This is a genomic window from Vibrio sp. CUB2 (assembly GCF_001557945.1).
In the GTDB taxonomy this organism is placed as follows: domain Bacteria; phylum Pseudomonadota; class Gammaproteobacteria; order Enterobacterales; family Vibrionaceae; genus Vibrio; species Vibrio owensii.
Window position 1 is genome coordinate 1 of the sequence record NZ_LNRB01000026.1, and the last position, 14,094, is coordinate 14,094.

Annotated in this window: 13 protein-coding genes and 1 rRNA gene; 3 read left to right on the plus strand and 11 right to left on the minus strand. The window is 45.5% G+C overall.

What is annotated here, in order from left to right:
• The 8 genes from ATB78_RS25725 to dusA form a co-directional block, all read right to left on the minus strand.
• Nucleotides 1-465: ribosomal RNA gene (locus ATB78_RS25725) — 16S ribosomal RNA — on the minus strand; the annotation flags it as partial.
• A gap of 592 nt (nucleotides 466-1,057) precedes the next feature.
• Nucleotides 1,058-1,837, minus strand: a complete 780-nt coding sequence (locus ATB78_RS25730; protein WP_039988243.1) for a phosphoadenylyl-sulfate reductase — start codon at nucleotides 1,835-1,837, stop codon at nucleotides 1,058-1,060.
• Nucleotides 1,830-3,566, minus strand: a complete 1,737-nt coding sequence (gene cysI, locus ATB78_RS25735; RefSeq protein ID WP_045418913.1) for an assimilatory sulfite reductase (NADPH) hemoprotein subunit — start codon at nucleotides 3,564-3,566, stop codon at nucleotides 1,830-1,832. The genes ATB78_RS25730 and cysI overlap by 8 nt, the downstream gene beginning before the upstream one ends.
• A complete protein-coding gene (locus ATB78_RS25740; protein ID WP_155647868.1) occupies nucleotides 3,566-5,440 on the minus strand; it encodes an assimilatory sulfite reductase (NADPH) flavoprotein subunit in 1,875 nt (624 codons plus the stop codon). Before ATB78_RS25740 ends, cysI begins: the two co-directional genes overlap by 1 nt.
• Nucleotides 5,441-5,556: 116 nt before the next feature.
• The gene (locus tag ATB78_RS25745) at nucleotides 5,557-5,787 is read right to left on the minus strand and encodes a hypothetical protein (protein WP_005438465.1); all 231 of its coding nucleotides are present in this window, start codon (nucleotides 5,785-5,787) and stop codon (nucleotides 5,557-5,559) included.
• A gap of 150 nt (nucleotides 5,788-5,937) precedes the next feature.
• Nucleotides 5,938-6,603, minus strand: a complete 666-nt coding sequence (locus ATB78_RS25750) for a TIGR04219 family outer membrane beta-barrel protein (RefSeq protein WP_045482528.1) — start codon at nucleotides 6,601-6,603, stop codon at nucleotides 5,938-5,940.
• A 100-nt stretch (nucleotides 6,604-6,703) separates the two neighbouring features.
• Nucleotides 6,704-6,919, minus strand: a complete 216-nt coding sequence (gene pspG, locus ATB78_RS25755; protein WP_061010971.1) for an envelope stress response protein PspG — start codon at nucleotides 6,917-6,919, stop codon at nucleotides 6,704-6,706.
• Between the two features lie 163 nt (nucleotides 6,920-7,082).
• Nucleotides 7,083-8,063 (minus strand): tRNA dihydrouridine(20/20a) synthase DusA, encoded by a 981-nt coding sequence (gene dusA, locus ATB78_RS25760; protein WP_032802564.1) that lies wholly within the window; start codon nucleotides 8,061-8,063, stop codon nucleotides 7,083-7,085.
• Between the two features lie 286 nt (nucleotides 8,064-8,349).
• Between dusA and zur the strand changes: the two genes are divergently transcribed.
• Complete coding sequence (gene zur / locus ATB78_RS25765; RefSeq protein WP_005438461.1) at nucleotides 8,350-8,814, plus strand: zinc uptake transcriptional repressor Zur; 465 nt, start codon at nucleotides 8,350-8,352, stop codon at nucleotides 8,812-8,814.
• 9 nt (nucleotides 8,815-8,823) lie between these two features.
• Nucleotides 8,824-9,285, plus strand: a complete 462-nt coding sequence (locus tag ATB78_RS25770) for a chemotaxis protein CheX (protein ID WP_005381269.1) — start codon at nucleotides 8,824-8,826, stop codon at nucleotides 9,283-9,285.
• Nucleotides 9,286-9,385: 100 nt separating this feature from the next.
• On the opposite strand, the gene pgi is transcribed toward ATB78_RS25770, so the two are convergent.
• Entirely contained in the window at nucleotides 9,386-11,038 is a 1,653-nt protein-coding gene (pgi, locus tag ATB78_RS25775) for a glucose-6-phosphate isomerase (protein WP_061010972.1), read from the minus strand.
• A 306-nt stretch (nucleotides 11,039-11,344) separates the two neighbouring features.
• On the opposite strand from pgi, the gene ATB78_RS25780 reads away from it, so the two are divergent.
• Complete coding sequence (locus ATB78_RS25780; RefSeq protein WP_061010973.1) at nucleotides 11,345-11,764, plus strand: secondary thiamine-phosphate synthase enzyme YjbQ; 420 nt, start codon at nucleotides 11,345-11,347, stop codon at nucleotides 11,762-11,764.
• Nucleotides 11,765-11,817: 53 nt separating this feature from the next.
• On the opposite strand, the gene ATB78_RS25785 is transcribed toward ATB78_RS25780, so the two are convergent.
• Both ATB78_RS25785 and alr read right to left on the minus strand, forming a co-directional pair.
• The gene (locus ATB78_RS25785) at nucleotides 11,818-13,014 is read right to left on the minus strand and encodes a BamA/TamA family outer membrane protein (RefSeq protein ID WP_009705528.1); all 1,197 of its coding nucleotides are present in this window, start codon (nucleotides 13,012-13,014) and stop codon (nucleotides 11,818-11,820) included.
• 3 nt (nucleotides 13,015-13,017) lie between these two features.
• Nucleotides 13,018-14,094 (minus strand): alanine racemase, encoded by a 1,077-nt coding sequence (alr, locus tag ATB78_RS25790; protein WP_086027735.1) that lies wholly within the window; start codon nucleotides 14,092-14,094, stop codon nucleotides 13,018-13,020.

Genomic DNA, 14,094 nt, shown 5'->3' on the forward strand with positions numbered 1-14,094 from the left:
ACCTTCCTCACGACTGAAAGTGCTTTACAACCCGAAGGCCTTCTTCACACACGCGGCATGGCTGCATCAGGCTTGCGCCCATTGTGCAATATTCCCCACTGCTGCCTCCCGTAGGAGTCTGGACCGTGTCTCAGTTCCAGTGTGGCTGATCATCCTCTCAGACCAGCTAGGGATCGTCGCCTTGGTGAGCCATTACCTCACCAACTAGCTAATCCCACCTAGGCATATCCTGACGCGAGAGGCCCGAAGGTCCCCCTCTTTGGCCCGTAGGCATTATGCGGTATTAGCCATCGTTTCCAATGGTTATCCCCCACATCAGGGCAATTTCCTAGGCATTACTCACCCGTCCGCCGCTCGACGCCGTTATCGTTCCCCGAAGGTTCAGATAACTCGTTTCCGCTCGACTTGCATGTGTTAGGCCTGCCGCCAGCGTTCAATCTGAGCCATGATCAAACTCTTCAATTTAAGATTTTGTTCGGCTCAATGAATACTGAACATTACATAAGTAATGTTTGAATTGACTGTGCTGAATCTTTCGACTCAATGGTCACTTCGTTTCATTGAAACCTAATTTGATACCGCTTTCCGTTAAGAAAGAAACATCTAATTGGATTATCATCAACGAGTGCCCACACAGATTGATAGGTTCTTATTTTTAAAGAGCTACTCTTCTTTGTGATTCACATCACTTCGGAAGAGGCGGCCATTCTAGCGAGATAATTTTCTGTGTCAAACACTTTTTCAAATTATTTCGTTTTTCTTTCTGACCTTGTCGACTTCGCTTTGAAGCCTTGTGAGCTCTGCCCTGTCGACAAGGAGGCATTATAGAGATCGCGCTCACATTGGCAAGCGTTATTTTGCAAAAATTGCAAAAATAATGGTTAAGCGACGACTTTTCGATCAAAGCCTTATTTATCCAACTTTACCCATAGATAGCAAACAACTTATCCACAGAGTTATCCTTTTCACCCTCGTTTTTAGCCTCCATAAACAAAGAAAGCTGCTTTGCAGCAGCTTTCTTTATCAGACCTGAACACGGCTTTTACGAGCTTAACAACTAAATGCCAGAACCATCTTGTTCACTATCGTCATCTTCATGTAATCCACATTCACGTTTTAAGCCGAAGAAGCGCGTTTCTTCTTCTGACATTCCCGGTTCCCACTTTCTCGTTGTGTGCGTATCGCCTACTGAGAGGTAACCTTGCTCCCACAACGGGTGATAACTCAAGCCATGTTCTTCTAAATAGTAGTGGACATCTTTATTCGTCCAGTCGATCACTGGTAGGAATTTAAATACGCCATTTTGGATCGATAAGATTGGTAGACCAGCACGAGACTGACTTTGCTCTCGACGCAGCCCTGAGAACCAAGTTCCAACGTTTTGCTCTCGCAGAGCTCGTCGCATTGGTTCAACCTTATTTATCTTGTTGTATTTTTCAATTCCCTCGACGCCTTGTTCCCAAAGTTTTCCGTAACGCGCTTCTTGCCAATGGGCACTTTCTTTTGCTCGGTACACTTTAAGGTTGAGGTTCAGTTGCGCTTTCAGCTGGTCGATAAATTGATAAGTCTCTGCAAATAGATAACCGGTGTCCGTTAGGATGATAGGGATATCCGGTTTTTGTTGTGTCACAAGATGGAGCATCACTGCAGCTTGGATACCGAAACTGGATGAGACAGCGAACTCCCCTTCCAAATTATCCAATGCCCACTTTACTCTCTCTTGTGCCGAAAGCTGTTCGAGCTCGACATTGATTTGAGCAAGACGGAGGATTTGCTCCGTCTTAGTTAATGTCAGTAACTCTGCTAGCTCCGGTTTGGACGCTACAGAATCAAGCATGGAAGTCCCTCTTTGATACGAACACTTCTTGGATAATGCCAGCTCGAATCGTGAAGTCGCCAAATGCTTCGCCTTCTTCACGTTCAGCAGCCCAACGAGCCACCAGCTGATCAATTTCTTCTAAGATTTGTTTATCCGTAATGTTCTCTTTATACATCTTCGGTACTCGAGTACCGCCGCGGTTACCACCTAGGTGTAAGTTGTATCGACCTGGTGCTTTACCAACTAAGCCGATTTCTGCCAGCATTGCTCGACCACAACCATTTGGACACCCTGTTACTCGTAGGATGATATTGTCTTCTTCAGGGATACCATGCTTTTCTAGAATACCTTCTACATCGGTTACGAACTGAGGAAGGAAGCGCTCTGCTTCTGCCATTGCTAATGGACATGTTGGGAACGCCACACACGCCATCGAGTTCTTACGTTGTTCACTTACGCCGTCATCCATCAAACCATGTTCACGAGCAATCTTCTCGATCTTCGCTTTTTGGCTTTTTGGTACACCAGCAACAATCAGGTTTTGGTTTGCTGTCATACGGAAATCGCCTTTATGGATTTTGGCAATTTCAGCAACACCCGTCTTAAGTGGCTTACCTGGGAAATCTAATAGACGGCCGTTTTCGATGAAGAGTGCTAGGTGATGCTTACCATCGATACCTTCAACCCAACCGATACGGTCACCACGTTCCGTGAATTCGTAAGGGCGGCTTTGCTCAAATTTAACACCGGCACGTTTTTCTACTTCCGCTTTAAACACATCACTACCGACACGATCTAATGTGTATTTGGTTTTTGCATTCTTACGGTTAGAACGGTTACCCCAATCACGTTGAGTTGTTACTACAGCAGCAGCAACATCAAGTGTTTTCTCTAGTGGGATAAAGCCAAAGTCATCCGCTCTACGTGGATAAGTTGACGTATCGCCATGCGTCATCGCTAGACCACCACCAACAAGCACGTTAAAACCAACCAGCTTGCCGTTATCTGCAATCGCTACGAAGTTAAGATCGTTAGCGTGTACGTCTACGTCATTTTGCGGTGGAATAACCACTGTGGTTTTAAACTTACGTGGTAGATAGTTCTTACCTAGAATTGGTTCGTCTTCTTCCGTGCTTTCTACTTTTTCACCGTCCAACCAAATCTCTGCATAAGCACGTGTCTTCGGTAGTAGATGCTCACTGATCTTCTTCGCCCATTCGTAAGCTTCTTGGTGTAGCTCCGACTCCACTGGGTTAGTGGTACACAACACGTTACGGTTAACATCACCCGCGGTTGCAATCGAATCAATACCAATGCTGTTTAGCGTTTGGTGCATCAACTTGATATTTGGTTTTAGCACGCCATGGAACTGGAACGTTTGACGAGTAGTAAGACGAATACTTCCATATAAAGAGTGTTCAGTTGCAAACTTGTCGATCGCTAGCCATTGCTTTGGTGTAATGATGCCACCCGGCATACGCGCACGAAGCATGACGTTGTGCAGCGGCTCCAACTTTTGTTTAGCACGCTCGTTACGGATATCGCGGTCATCTTGCTGGTACATTCCGTGAAAACGAATCAATTGGAAGTTGTCTGCAGTAAAGCCACCAGTAATACGGTCTTGCAGATCTTGTTCAATCGTTCCACGCAGTAAATTACTTTCTCTTTTAAGGCGCTCATTATCCGAGAGTGGACCAAGCACCTCACCTAATACTTCTTGGCTGTTTGATTGTTGATTCGCGCTCATTAGTACACATCCCTTTGGTAACGTTTCGCTTTACGTAGATCGTTGATAAATGCTTCGGCTTCTTCACGAGATAGCTTGCCTTGTTGCTCGGCTACAAATACCAGCGCATCGTGAACATCTTTTGCCATACGAGTGGCATCACCACATACATAGATGTAGGCACCATCTTGAATCCATTGCCACACTTGTTCAGCGTTTTCTAGGATGCGATGTTGAACATAAACCTTCTCTGCTTGGTCGCGACTAAACGCAACATCAAGGCGAGTCAGCAAACCTGACTTGAGGTACTTCTGCCATTCAACTTGGTAAAGGAAATCTTGAGTAAAGGTACGGTCACCAAAGAACAACCAGTTCTTACCTTCCGCGTCGCGGTTATCACGCTCTTGAATAAAGCTACGGAAAGGCGCAATACCGGTACCAGGACCAACCATGATGATTGGTGTGTTGTCATCTTGTGGCAGTTTGAAGTTATTGTTGTGCTCAACAAACACCTTCACTTCACCGCCTTCTTCTAGACGTTGAGAGAGGAAACTTGATGCTCCGCCATAGCGCTTTTCATCACCTTTGTCGTATTCAACCAAGCCTACGGTTAGATGAACTTCTTCATCGACTTCCGTTTGACTCGAAGCGATAGAATATAGACGAGGTGTCAATCGACGAAGCAAACCAACCAATTCTTCTGCACTTAGCTTGGTCTTCTTCTCTGCAAGTACATCCACAACTTGCGTATTTGCAGCGTACTCACGAAGCTTGTCTTTATCTTCCACTAGCTTTTGTAGTTTCTTACTACCAGATAACTCTGCGAATTTAGTGACAAACTGAGGGTTTGATGCGGTGATTTCGTACTTGCTAACCAATGCACTGTGAATAGAGAGGCTTTCGCCATCCACTTCAACACTTTCTACACCAGAGAGACCAGCCTTAGCTAAGATAGCGTTGGCTAATTCTGAACTATTGTCGAACCAAACACCTAGCGCATCACCTGGCTGATAGGTCAAACCCGACTCTTCGAGATCAATCTCTACATGGCGAACGTCTTTACCTGAATCACGGCCCGTGATTTTCTGGCTAGTCAGTAATGTTGCGGTATATGGGTTTTGCTTGTTATAAGCAGAATGTCCTGGAGCGGCTTGACCAACAGGTAGTTGAACGACTTCTGCTTCATTACCTGAAGAAAGGGCTTCTTTTACTTGTTCAAGCGCTTGCTTACGCCATTCTGCAGCCGGCGCTTCATAATCCACATCACAATCAATGCGATCGATGAAGGCAGTTGCGCCTAACTTAGACAAATAAGTATCGAAGTCTTTGCCCGTTTGGCAGAAGAACTCATAACTAGAATCGCCCAGTGCAATCACGGCGTATTGTAGATTTGGTAACTTGGGTGCTTTTTTAGATTGAAGGAACTCATGCAATTCAATGGCATTATCTGGCGCTTCGCCCTCACCATTGGTCGACGCCACGATGATCACGTGAGTCTCTTTTGCTAAGTTCTTGCCTTTGTAATCGCTAGCATCAAACAGTTCTACAGCAATGCCTTCTGCTTTGGCTTCTTGCTCTAGTGCTTCAGCAACGCCTTTCGCATTACCGGTTTGAGAAGCAAAAATGATACTTAGCTTGCCTGCTGGTTTTGCAGCAACAGAAGCAGCCGCCTGTGCGATTGGCGTTGCAGCCGCTGCACTTGGTTGGTTTTGAGCTAAACCCCAGAAGTAACCGCTGACCCATGCAAGTTGCTGTGAAGACAACTCTGAGACAGTTTGCTGGAGTGAGTTAAATTGCTGGTCATTAAGCGGGCTTGCGATTGGTGAATTACCACCTTGCCCATTATTATCTTCCGACACTTTCTTGTGAGAATATTCATTCTGTTGAAAAGACATTGTCACGACATCCCTATTCATTGCGTGACGATAGATTAACCACTCTCTCTAATAACAAGAAAGAATAGAAGAGAATGTTTTATAACTTTTTGGAAGTAAGCAAGCCGAGCTAAGACTCACCGATCTTCAATACGCACCTGCTGAAAGCCGACGGCCATTGCCGATTTGGATGCCGTATCAAGATCATCATAATGGCACTCTTCACCATGACTGTCAGTTAGACAGACAAACCCACCGCGTGCATGGCGAAACTCAACAACCCACCCACCTTCTTGAATTGAAGGTTCGATGATGGCTTCTACTAGCTGGTTGTCACGAAATAGATGTCGTAATTCATTTATTGTCATCGCAATCCCTGCTCCAACTTTTATACATTGCTCCAAGATAAGCATGGTCGAAGTCTGATACTTGGGCGAGAAATTCGATTTAATATAATTAAGTGATATAAAAAAACGCCGCTTATAAAGCGACGTTTTAAGAGATTCAGAGAAATGTGTTTAGAAGGAGTACTGAGCGCCAACGAAGAAACCGTCCGCAAAAATGAACTCTTTACCTAGGCTCGATAGAAACTCTTCTGACTCCAAGTCGATCACTCGGTAACCACCACGGAATGTCAATTCAGACCCTTGGAAAGGAATACGGTACTGAACACCAGCCATTAGGTCAGTACTCTTAATGCCCTTGTTATCACCAAAGTTCATCTCACCAATCACATCAAAGTTTGTATTTGGCACGGTGATTTCTGCATAGCCATACCAAGCCCAAATCAGCTCATCAAAATCTTCTGTACGAGCATTGGTACCTGCGTCTACGTATTTTGTGTCACTCAAATTACTAAAGGTCAGACCCGCATCAAAGTGCATTAAGTCGTGTTCAAGAATTTGGTAGTAAAGAGTGAGGTCTAGTTTGTCGAAACCCATGTAATCGGCATCAACGCTTGAGTAACGAAGACGCGCGTTTGGTACGTATTTTACGTCATGTTCAATCGCTGCGTAGAAAGTACCCGTTGTATCGCTATCTCTTCTTACTTCATTCACTTTGGTATCCGCAACCCAAACTTCTGCACCAACCGTGGTTGTGAAAGAAGACTCTTGTTCTGCAAAACAAGGGTAAGATGCTGCCAACGATAGTGTCGCTAAAGCGATGGTCGCTTTATATGTCATGTAATTTTTACTCCGAGATAGCTGATTTCAACATTAAGGGGCATGTGAGAAATACTAACATACTCTCACAGCCCACCATCAACTAAATCTCTACAATCCGTTACTTATAACGAGGCTGAGCGACGAAGTTTTTAAAAAACCATATGCCTAATGCAATCACTATTAGCCAAGGCAGTAGTTTTAGTACAGCTCCAACCATGCCTAATAAGAACATCACCACCAATGCAATGCCAGTCGCAGCAAATACAGTCATCATCGTAATACCAGTCACGAGCAAAGTTGCCGCAAATACTAAAATAAAGATCAGCTCCAACATAATCACTTCTCCTTTGTTTTAGTTTTACTAGAGCAGGTTCTGTACCAACTTATTAAAACAATAATAAAACCATGATCTATAAGTAAAAATAAAGCCAGAGACATTTCTGCACTCTGGCTTTTCTATTTGTAAGTTGGTAATTTTCACCAACCACTGGTGAAATTTACACGTTCAATTCTTTTGGAATCTTCGCCAGTGCGTCTTGCAGCACTTCTAGACCAGAACCCGGTTTGTGCGCGTTTTCACTGATGTGACGACGCCATTGACGAGCACCCGGCATATTTTGGAACAGACCCAGCATATGACGCGAGATATGACCAAGGTAAGCACCTTTTGCCAATTGCGCTTCAATGTACGGGTACATCTCTTCAACAATTTCGCTGCGCTTTTTGACTGGAGCATTTGAACCAAACAACTCTTGGTCAACAGATGCTAGCAAGTAAGGGCTTTGGTAAGCTTCACGACCGATCATCACGCCATCTAGATGCTGCAGATGCTCTTTCGCTTCTTCCAGTGATTTCACACCACCGTTAATCGCAATCGTTAAGTGTGAGAAATCTTTCTTCAATTGGTAAGCTCGTGGGTAATCCAATGGTGGGATCTCACGGTTCTCTTTCGGGCTTAAACCACTTAACCATGCTTTACGAGCGTGGATAGTGAACTGCTCACAGCCGCCTTTCTCAGAGACGATAGATACGAAATCCGTTAGGAACTCGTAAGAATCTTGGTCATCAATACCGATACGAGTTTTTACCGTAACAGGAATATCAACCACGTCTTTCATCGCCGCAACACAGTCCGCAACCAACTGAGGCTCTGCCATTAGGCATGCACCAAAGCGACCGTTTTGAACGCGATCCGATGGACAACCTACGTTTAGGTTGATTTCATCATAGCCACGCTCTTGAGCGAGTTTGGCACACGTAGCCAAATCCGCTGCGTTTGAACCGCCAAGCTGAAGGGCTAACGGATGCTCTTCTTCGTTATAAGCAAGGAAATCCCCTTTTCCATGAATGATCGCGCCTGTGGTCACCATTTCGGTGTACAGCAGGGTTTCTTTGGTCATTAAGCGATGGAAGTAGCGACAATGACGATCTGTCCAATCCAACATTGGTGCTACAGAGAGCCTGCAAGAATGAGTCATGATATAAACACCCGTTTTTACGTTGCCAAGGTAGAGCGCGAAGGTGCGCTCAAAAAAATTAAGTCGGGTATTGTATACCCACTGTGCAGTGGATGCGAGCCTTGTGAATTCAATCGCTGATAAGCGCATTTCGGCATTGGTGTCTCGTTCTGTGATATCTGTTGCGCGCTCTAAGGGGCACCGGCTTGCTTTAATTCATGATTTTCGGTCTGATAGTGGGTAAAATGGAGTCTTTCTAAACGAATTTCGTATAGAAATGGTTTATCATAAAGCACGTCCGATAGTTATGGTGAAAGATTTGGACCCAACAATCCTTGAACAAATTGAACAAATCTGCGCTGAGCGCGGAGTAAGATTGACGCCGCAACGCCGACGCGTTTTTGAGCTTATTTGTTCTAATCGCCGCGCCTCAAGTGCGTATGAGCTATTGGAGCAATTGAAAGAGAGTGAGCCTCAGGCTAAACCACCGACGGTATACCGAGCATTAGATTTTCTTCTAGAACAAGGCTTTATTCATCGAGTGGAATCAAACAACAGCTTTATTACTTGCTGCTCGTTCAACACTCAACAGCACTTTTTCCAACTGCTAATTTGCGATAAATGTGGCGATGTCGTTGAACTTGAAGACGAGACGCTGATATCCTTATTAGCCAATAACGCCGAGAAACATGGATTCAAACTGACGAATCAAGTTATCGAAACCCATGGCGAGTGCCAGGCATGTTCCTCGGAGACGAAAGAAGAAAGATAGAAGAACGTTATGCGCGCTGAATTTGTAAACCCGTTTTTAGCTTCGTTAATGAATGTGCTAAAAACCATGGCTTCGCTTGAACTGAAGCCACAAAAACCGCGAATCAAGAAAGATGAGATCGCACGAGGTGACGTTTCTGGCCTTATCGGTATGGTTGGTCCACAAACTCGTGGTTCAATGTCGATTACCTTTGATGAAGCGTTAGCACTAGAAATCATGCAGAACATGCTTGGTGAACGTCCAAATGGACTGAACGAAGAAGTGACAGACATGGTTGGTGAGATCACGAACATGGTGACAGGCGGTGCGAAGCGCATTCTAGCGGAAAGTGGATTTGATTTTGATATGGCAACACCGGTTGTGGTATCAGGTCGAGGCCACACCATTCGCCACAAGTGTGAAGGCTCAATCATCATCATGCCTTTCTCTTCACAGTGGGGAAATGCCTTCATCGAGATTTGCTTCGAATAATAGAGAAGAAATAGGTTGGTCAATGCCAACCTATTTTGTTTCTGCCTCAGGCAATAAAAAAGGTCAGCGGTTGCTGACCTTTTCTTTTTCTATTCAAACATTAAGCTTTGAATGCTTTAAATGCATTGATTAGACCATTTGTCGAACTGTCGTGAGAACTGATTTCTGACTCATCTGCTAGCTCAGGTAGGATTTGGTTTGCTAGTTGTTTACCTAGCTCAACCCCCCACTGGTCGAAGCTGAAGATGTTCCAGATAACGCCTTGAACGAAGATTTTGTGCTCGTACATTGCGATCAAGTTACCTAGCGTGCGAGGTGTGATTTGCTTAACTAGGATAGAGTTCGTTGGGCGGTTACCTTCAAATACTTTGAACGGTACTAGAGACGCCATTTCTTCTTCGCTCTTACCTGCTTTCGCAAATTCTGCCTTCACAGTTTCTGCTGACTTACCAAATGCCAATGCTTCTGTTTGTGCAAAGAAGTTAGACATCAGTTTTTGGTGGTGGTCGCTTGCTGGGTTGTGGCTGATTGCAGGTGCAATGAAGTCACATGGGATCAGCTTAGTGCCTTGGTGAATCAGCTGGTAGAACGCGTGCTGACCGTTAGTGCCTGGTTCACCCCAGATGATAGGACCAGTTTGGTAAGTCACTGCGTTACCTTCACGGTCAACGTACTTACCGTTAGATTCCATGTTACCTTGCTGGAAGTACGCCGCGAAACGGTGCATGTACTGGTCGTAAGGTAGGATTGCTTCAGACTCAGCGCCGTGGAAGTTGTTGTACCAAATACCGATCAGAGCAAGAATCACAGGGATGTTGCTTTCTAGATCTGTCGATACGAAGTGGTTATCCATCTCGTGAGCACCGTCTAGAAGCTCGATGAAGTTGTCGTAACCTACAGACAATGCAATTGAAAGACCGATTGCTGACCATAGTGAGTAACGACCACCAACCCAGTCCCAGAACTCAAACATGTTGTCTGTGTCGATACCAAACTCAGATACTGCAGGAGCGTTAGTAGAAAGCGCTGCGAAGTGCTTAGCAACGTGTGCTTGATCGCCAGCAGTTTCTAGGAACCAATCACGAGCAGAGTGCGCGTTTGTCATGGTTTCTTGAGTCGTGAACGTCTTAGACGCGATCAAGAATAGTGTTGTCTCTGGATCTACTTTCTTCAGCGTCTCAACGATGTGAGTACCATCAACGTTAGAAACGAAGTGCAGGTTTAGGTGGTTTTTGTATGGTGCTAGAGCTTCAGTCACCATGTAAGGACCAAGGTCAGAACCGCCGATACCGATGTTTACGATGTCTGTGATTGCTTTACCTGTGTAACCTTTCCACTCACCGCCAATTACGCGATCAGTGAATGATTTGATTTTCTCAAGAACTGCGTTTACCGCAGGCATTACGTCTTCGCCGCCAACGATTACTGGCTTGTTAGAACGGTTACGCAGTGCAGTGTGAAGAACAGCGCGATCTTCTGTTTTGTTGATCGCTTCACCACTGAACATCGCTTCAATTGCTGACTTAAGCTCAGTCTCGTTAGCAAGAGCGAAAAGGTGCTTCAGAGTGTCCTCGTTGATTAGGTTCTTTGAGTAATCGACTAGGATGTCTGAGCCGAAGCGTGCTGAGTATTTGTCGAAACGCGCAGCGTCTTGAGCAAATAGCTCTTTCAGATCCATATCTTGTGCAGATTCGAAATGCGCAGTTAGCGCTTTCCAAGCTTGTGTTTGCGTTGGATTGATATTTTTCAACATGGTCTTTATCCCGATGTTACAGTAGGTTCCATTCCTTACAGTCTAGCGAAAACTGCGGAATCCCCGATTTAGCAAATAGAATATAAATAAGATGTTAGGGCGAATTGCCACAAAACAAGTCTTTGTAATTTTTTTTCAGCCATCAATTATGACGGAGTGCCTTTACACTCACATTGAGTTAGGTCACGTTCCCTGTTTCGAATTTAAACAATTCATTTATGATGCTGAGAATCATATCATTTCGTAATGACAGGCTCTAATTGGATTAGGATAGACGCCAAATCAAATTTTTCCAAAGGAACGCATATGTGGGCACAAAAAACACTGCAATTAAAAGCGCGTAAACGCGGTTTCCATCTGGTCACTGATGAAATTGAACAACAATTACCACAAATCCAATCGCTTTCAGTAGGTTTGTTACATTTGTTTATTCAACATACGTCCGCTAGCCTGACCTTAAATGAAAACGCAGACCCAACAGTACGTATGGACATGGAAGCCCACTTTAATAAGTTTGTGCCTGAACGAGCGCCTTACTACCAGCACACTTATGAAGGCGATGATGATATGCCAGCCCATATTAAAGCGTCTTTACTTGGCAGTAGTGTGACGATTCCTATCCAAAACGGTCAGTTAGCTTTAGGTACATGGCAGGGTATTTACTTAGGTGAGCACCGAGATTACGGTGGAAGTCGACGCATCATCGCCATCATCAACGGCGAATAAATCAGATAAAACAAAGGCTAACTCACAAGGTTAGCCTTTGTTTTTATATCGATTTAGAACGGTTGGTTGATCATGACTCGGAAGGTGCCTTCATCTGCGCCTTTGGCCATTTCAGCACGAACCACAATCCCCTCGACTTGGAAGCGCACTGCGCCACCAACGTTCCACTTCATGTCTTCATGCAACGTTTTTAGATCGTAGTCATCCGCCACTCGCCCGACTTCAACAAACGCGACCCATTGCCACCACGGCAGATCGTAGTAGTTGATGAGAGGGATATCATCGAGCGGCTGCCAGTCTGGTAGTACCCGATATTCTGCAGAATAGTGAATCGCACTGCGGCCGTGGTAGCGACCCGCGGTATAACCACGTAGACGATACAAACCACCTAAGCGAACTTGCTCTTGCTCTGGTGGACGAGCGCACATTAAACCATCGCATTTGTTCCATGTCGGTGTATCCGCCGTGTAGAAATCAAACGCGAGCACTTGCTGATCGAACCAATCACCAAGTGGCCCCAACGAGTAATACTGACTGTTTTGGAATTCCCACTTCAGCCACAAGTCTTCCGACTGTAAGCTTTCAGCTCCTGTGGTTAGGTCAAACGAGGTATGGGAGCCTCGCGTGGTATTACGCACACTGTCGCGGTTGTCCCAATCAAATGTCAGGCTAAACCCGGTCGCCTCTTCTTTCTTGTCGTTGTAGATATCCAACTCACGAGAAGAATAGAACGGGGTAAAGATAATTGAGCTGACACCAGAATCGACTGGAGAAGCAAAACTCACATCTCTCACGGGTTGGAACGCACCAAGCAGTCCGTGTTCACGAACATTACCCCAGGGAAGCAGGTACTTGAACTCCAGTTTGTAGTTCTCTTCGTCGCCATTGGTTACGGTTTTATCTTCCGTTGAAGAGTTATTCGAACCTTGGTCACCTAAGTAATAAGGGTTGTCGTTAAAGCGCGCTTGATACATCTGCGTGCTAAACAAAAGGTTTGGCGACAAAGCGTAGTTAAAAGCAGAAAGGAAACCGACGTAACTGTCTTTTTCAGAATACAACCCCATACCAAACAGAGCAGCTTGGGGTTGGCCAACACCTTTAGCAACGCCCGCTAAGCCTATGGTGCTGCCCATGGTCTCCGTACTGAAATAGAAAGGAACAAACGCTGAATCTTTCTCTTTGGCAATCAACTGCGGAGATAAAAAAAGGCTGGCAGAAAATGCCAGCACAGAGAATAGTCTTGTCTTCATGAGTTACTTCGAATATTCCATTTCGACACGAGAAGTTAATTTGGTCACCAGTTCATAAGCAATGGTGCCTATGTGGCTAGCTACCTCTTCTACTGGTAAATCTTTACCCCATAGAATGGCTTCATCGCTTACTTTATCCGTTGCATCAGGACCTAAATCAACCGTCAGCATATCCATAGAAACGCGACCCGCGATTGGTACTTTGCGCCCATTAACAAACACTGGCGTGCCGTTTGGCGCTGTACGTGGATAGCCATCGCCGTAACCAACAGCAATTACGCCCACTTTAGTGTCGCGTTCACTTGTCCACATGCCGCCATAGCCAACACTTTCGCCCTTCTTCACTTCACGAACGGCGATCAAGTGTGACTTCAGTGTCATCACTGGTTTGTAACCCATGTCTTGCGCAGTTTTATCATCAAATGGTGATACGCCATACATGATGATGCCTGGACGAACCCAGTCTAACTGGCTTTGCGGCCAAGCAAGCAGACCTGCTGATGCCGCTAGAGAGCGCTCACCCTGACAGCCAGCCGTTAGCGACATAAACAAATCGATTTGCTCTGTGGTGATGCTGTTATCCAGCTCATCAGCGCAACCAAAGTGGCTCATGTAACGCAGCGGTTTCGCCACATTCGGGCACTCTTTCAGACGTGTGATGAACTCATCGTACTGCTCTGGACGCACGCCAAGTCGATGCATACCGCTGTCGATTTTAAGCCAAACCACAACTGGCGTTTCGAGATCGGCTTGTTCTAATGCCGCGAGTTGCTCTTCACAATGGACAACGGTTTGAATGTTATTGGTCACCAATACTGGCAAATCGCCTGGTGAGTAAAAACCTTCTAGTAAAAGAATCGGCTTTACCACGCCACAAGCGCGTAGCTGAAGTGCTTCTTCAATGCGGGCAACGCCAAAGGCATCAGCATGCGTAGCGTGTTTAGCCACATGACGAAGACCATGACCGTAGCCATTTGCCTTCACCACCGCCATCACTTTGCTTTCTGGCGCCTGTTCTTTTACGCGTTGTAAATTGTGCTGCAGTGCTGACAAGTCAATACATGCCATCGCAGCTTTCAT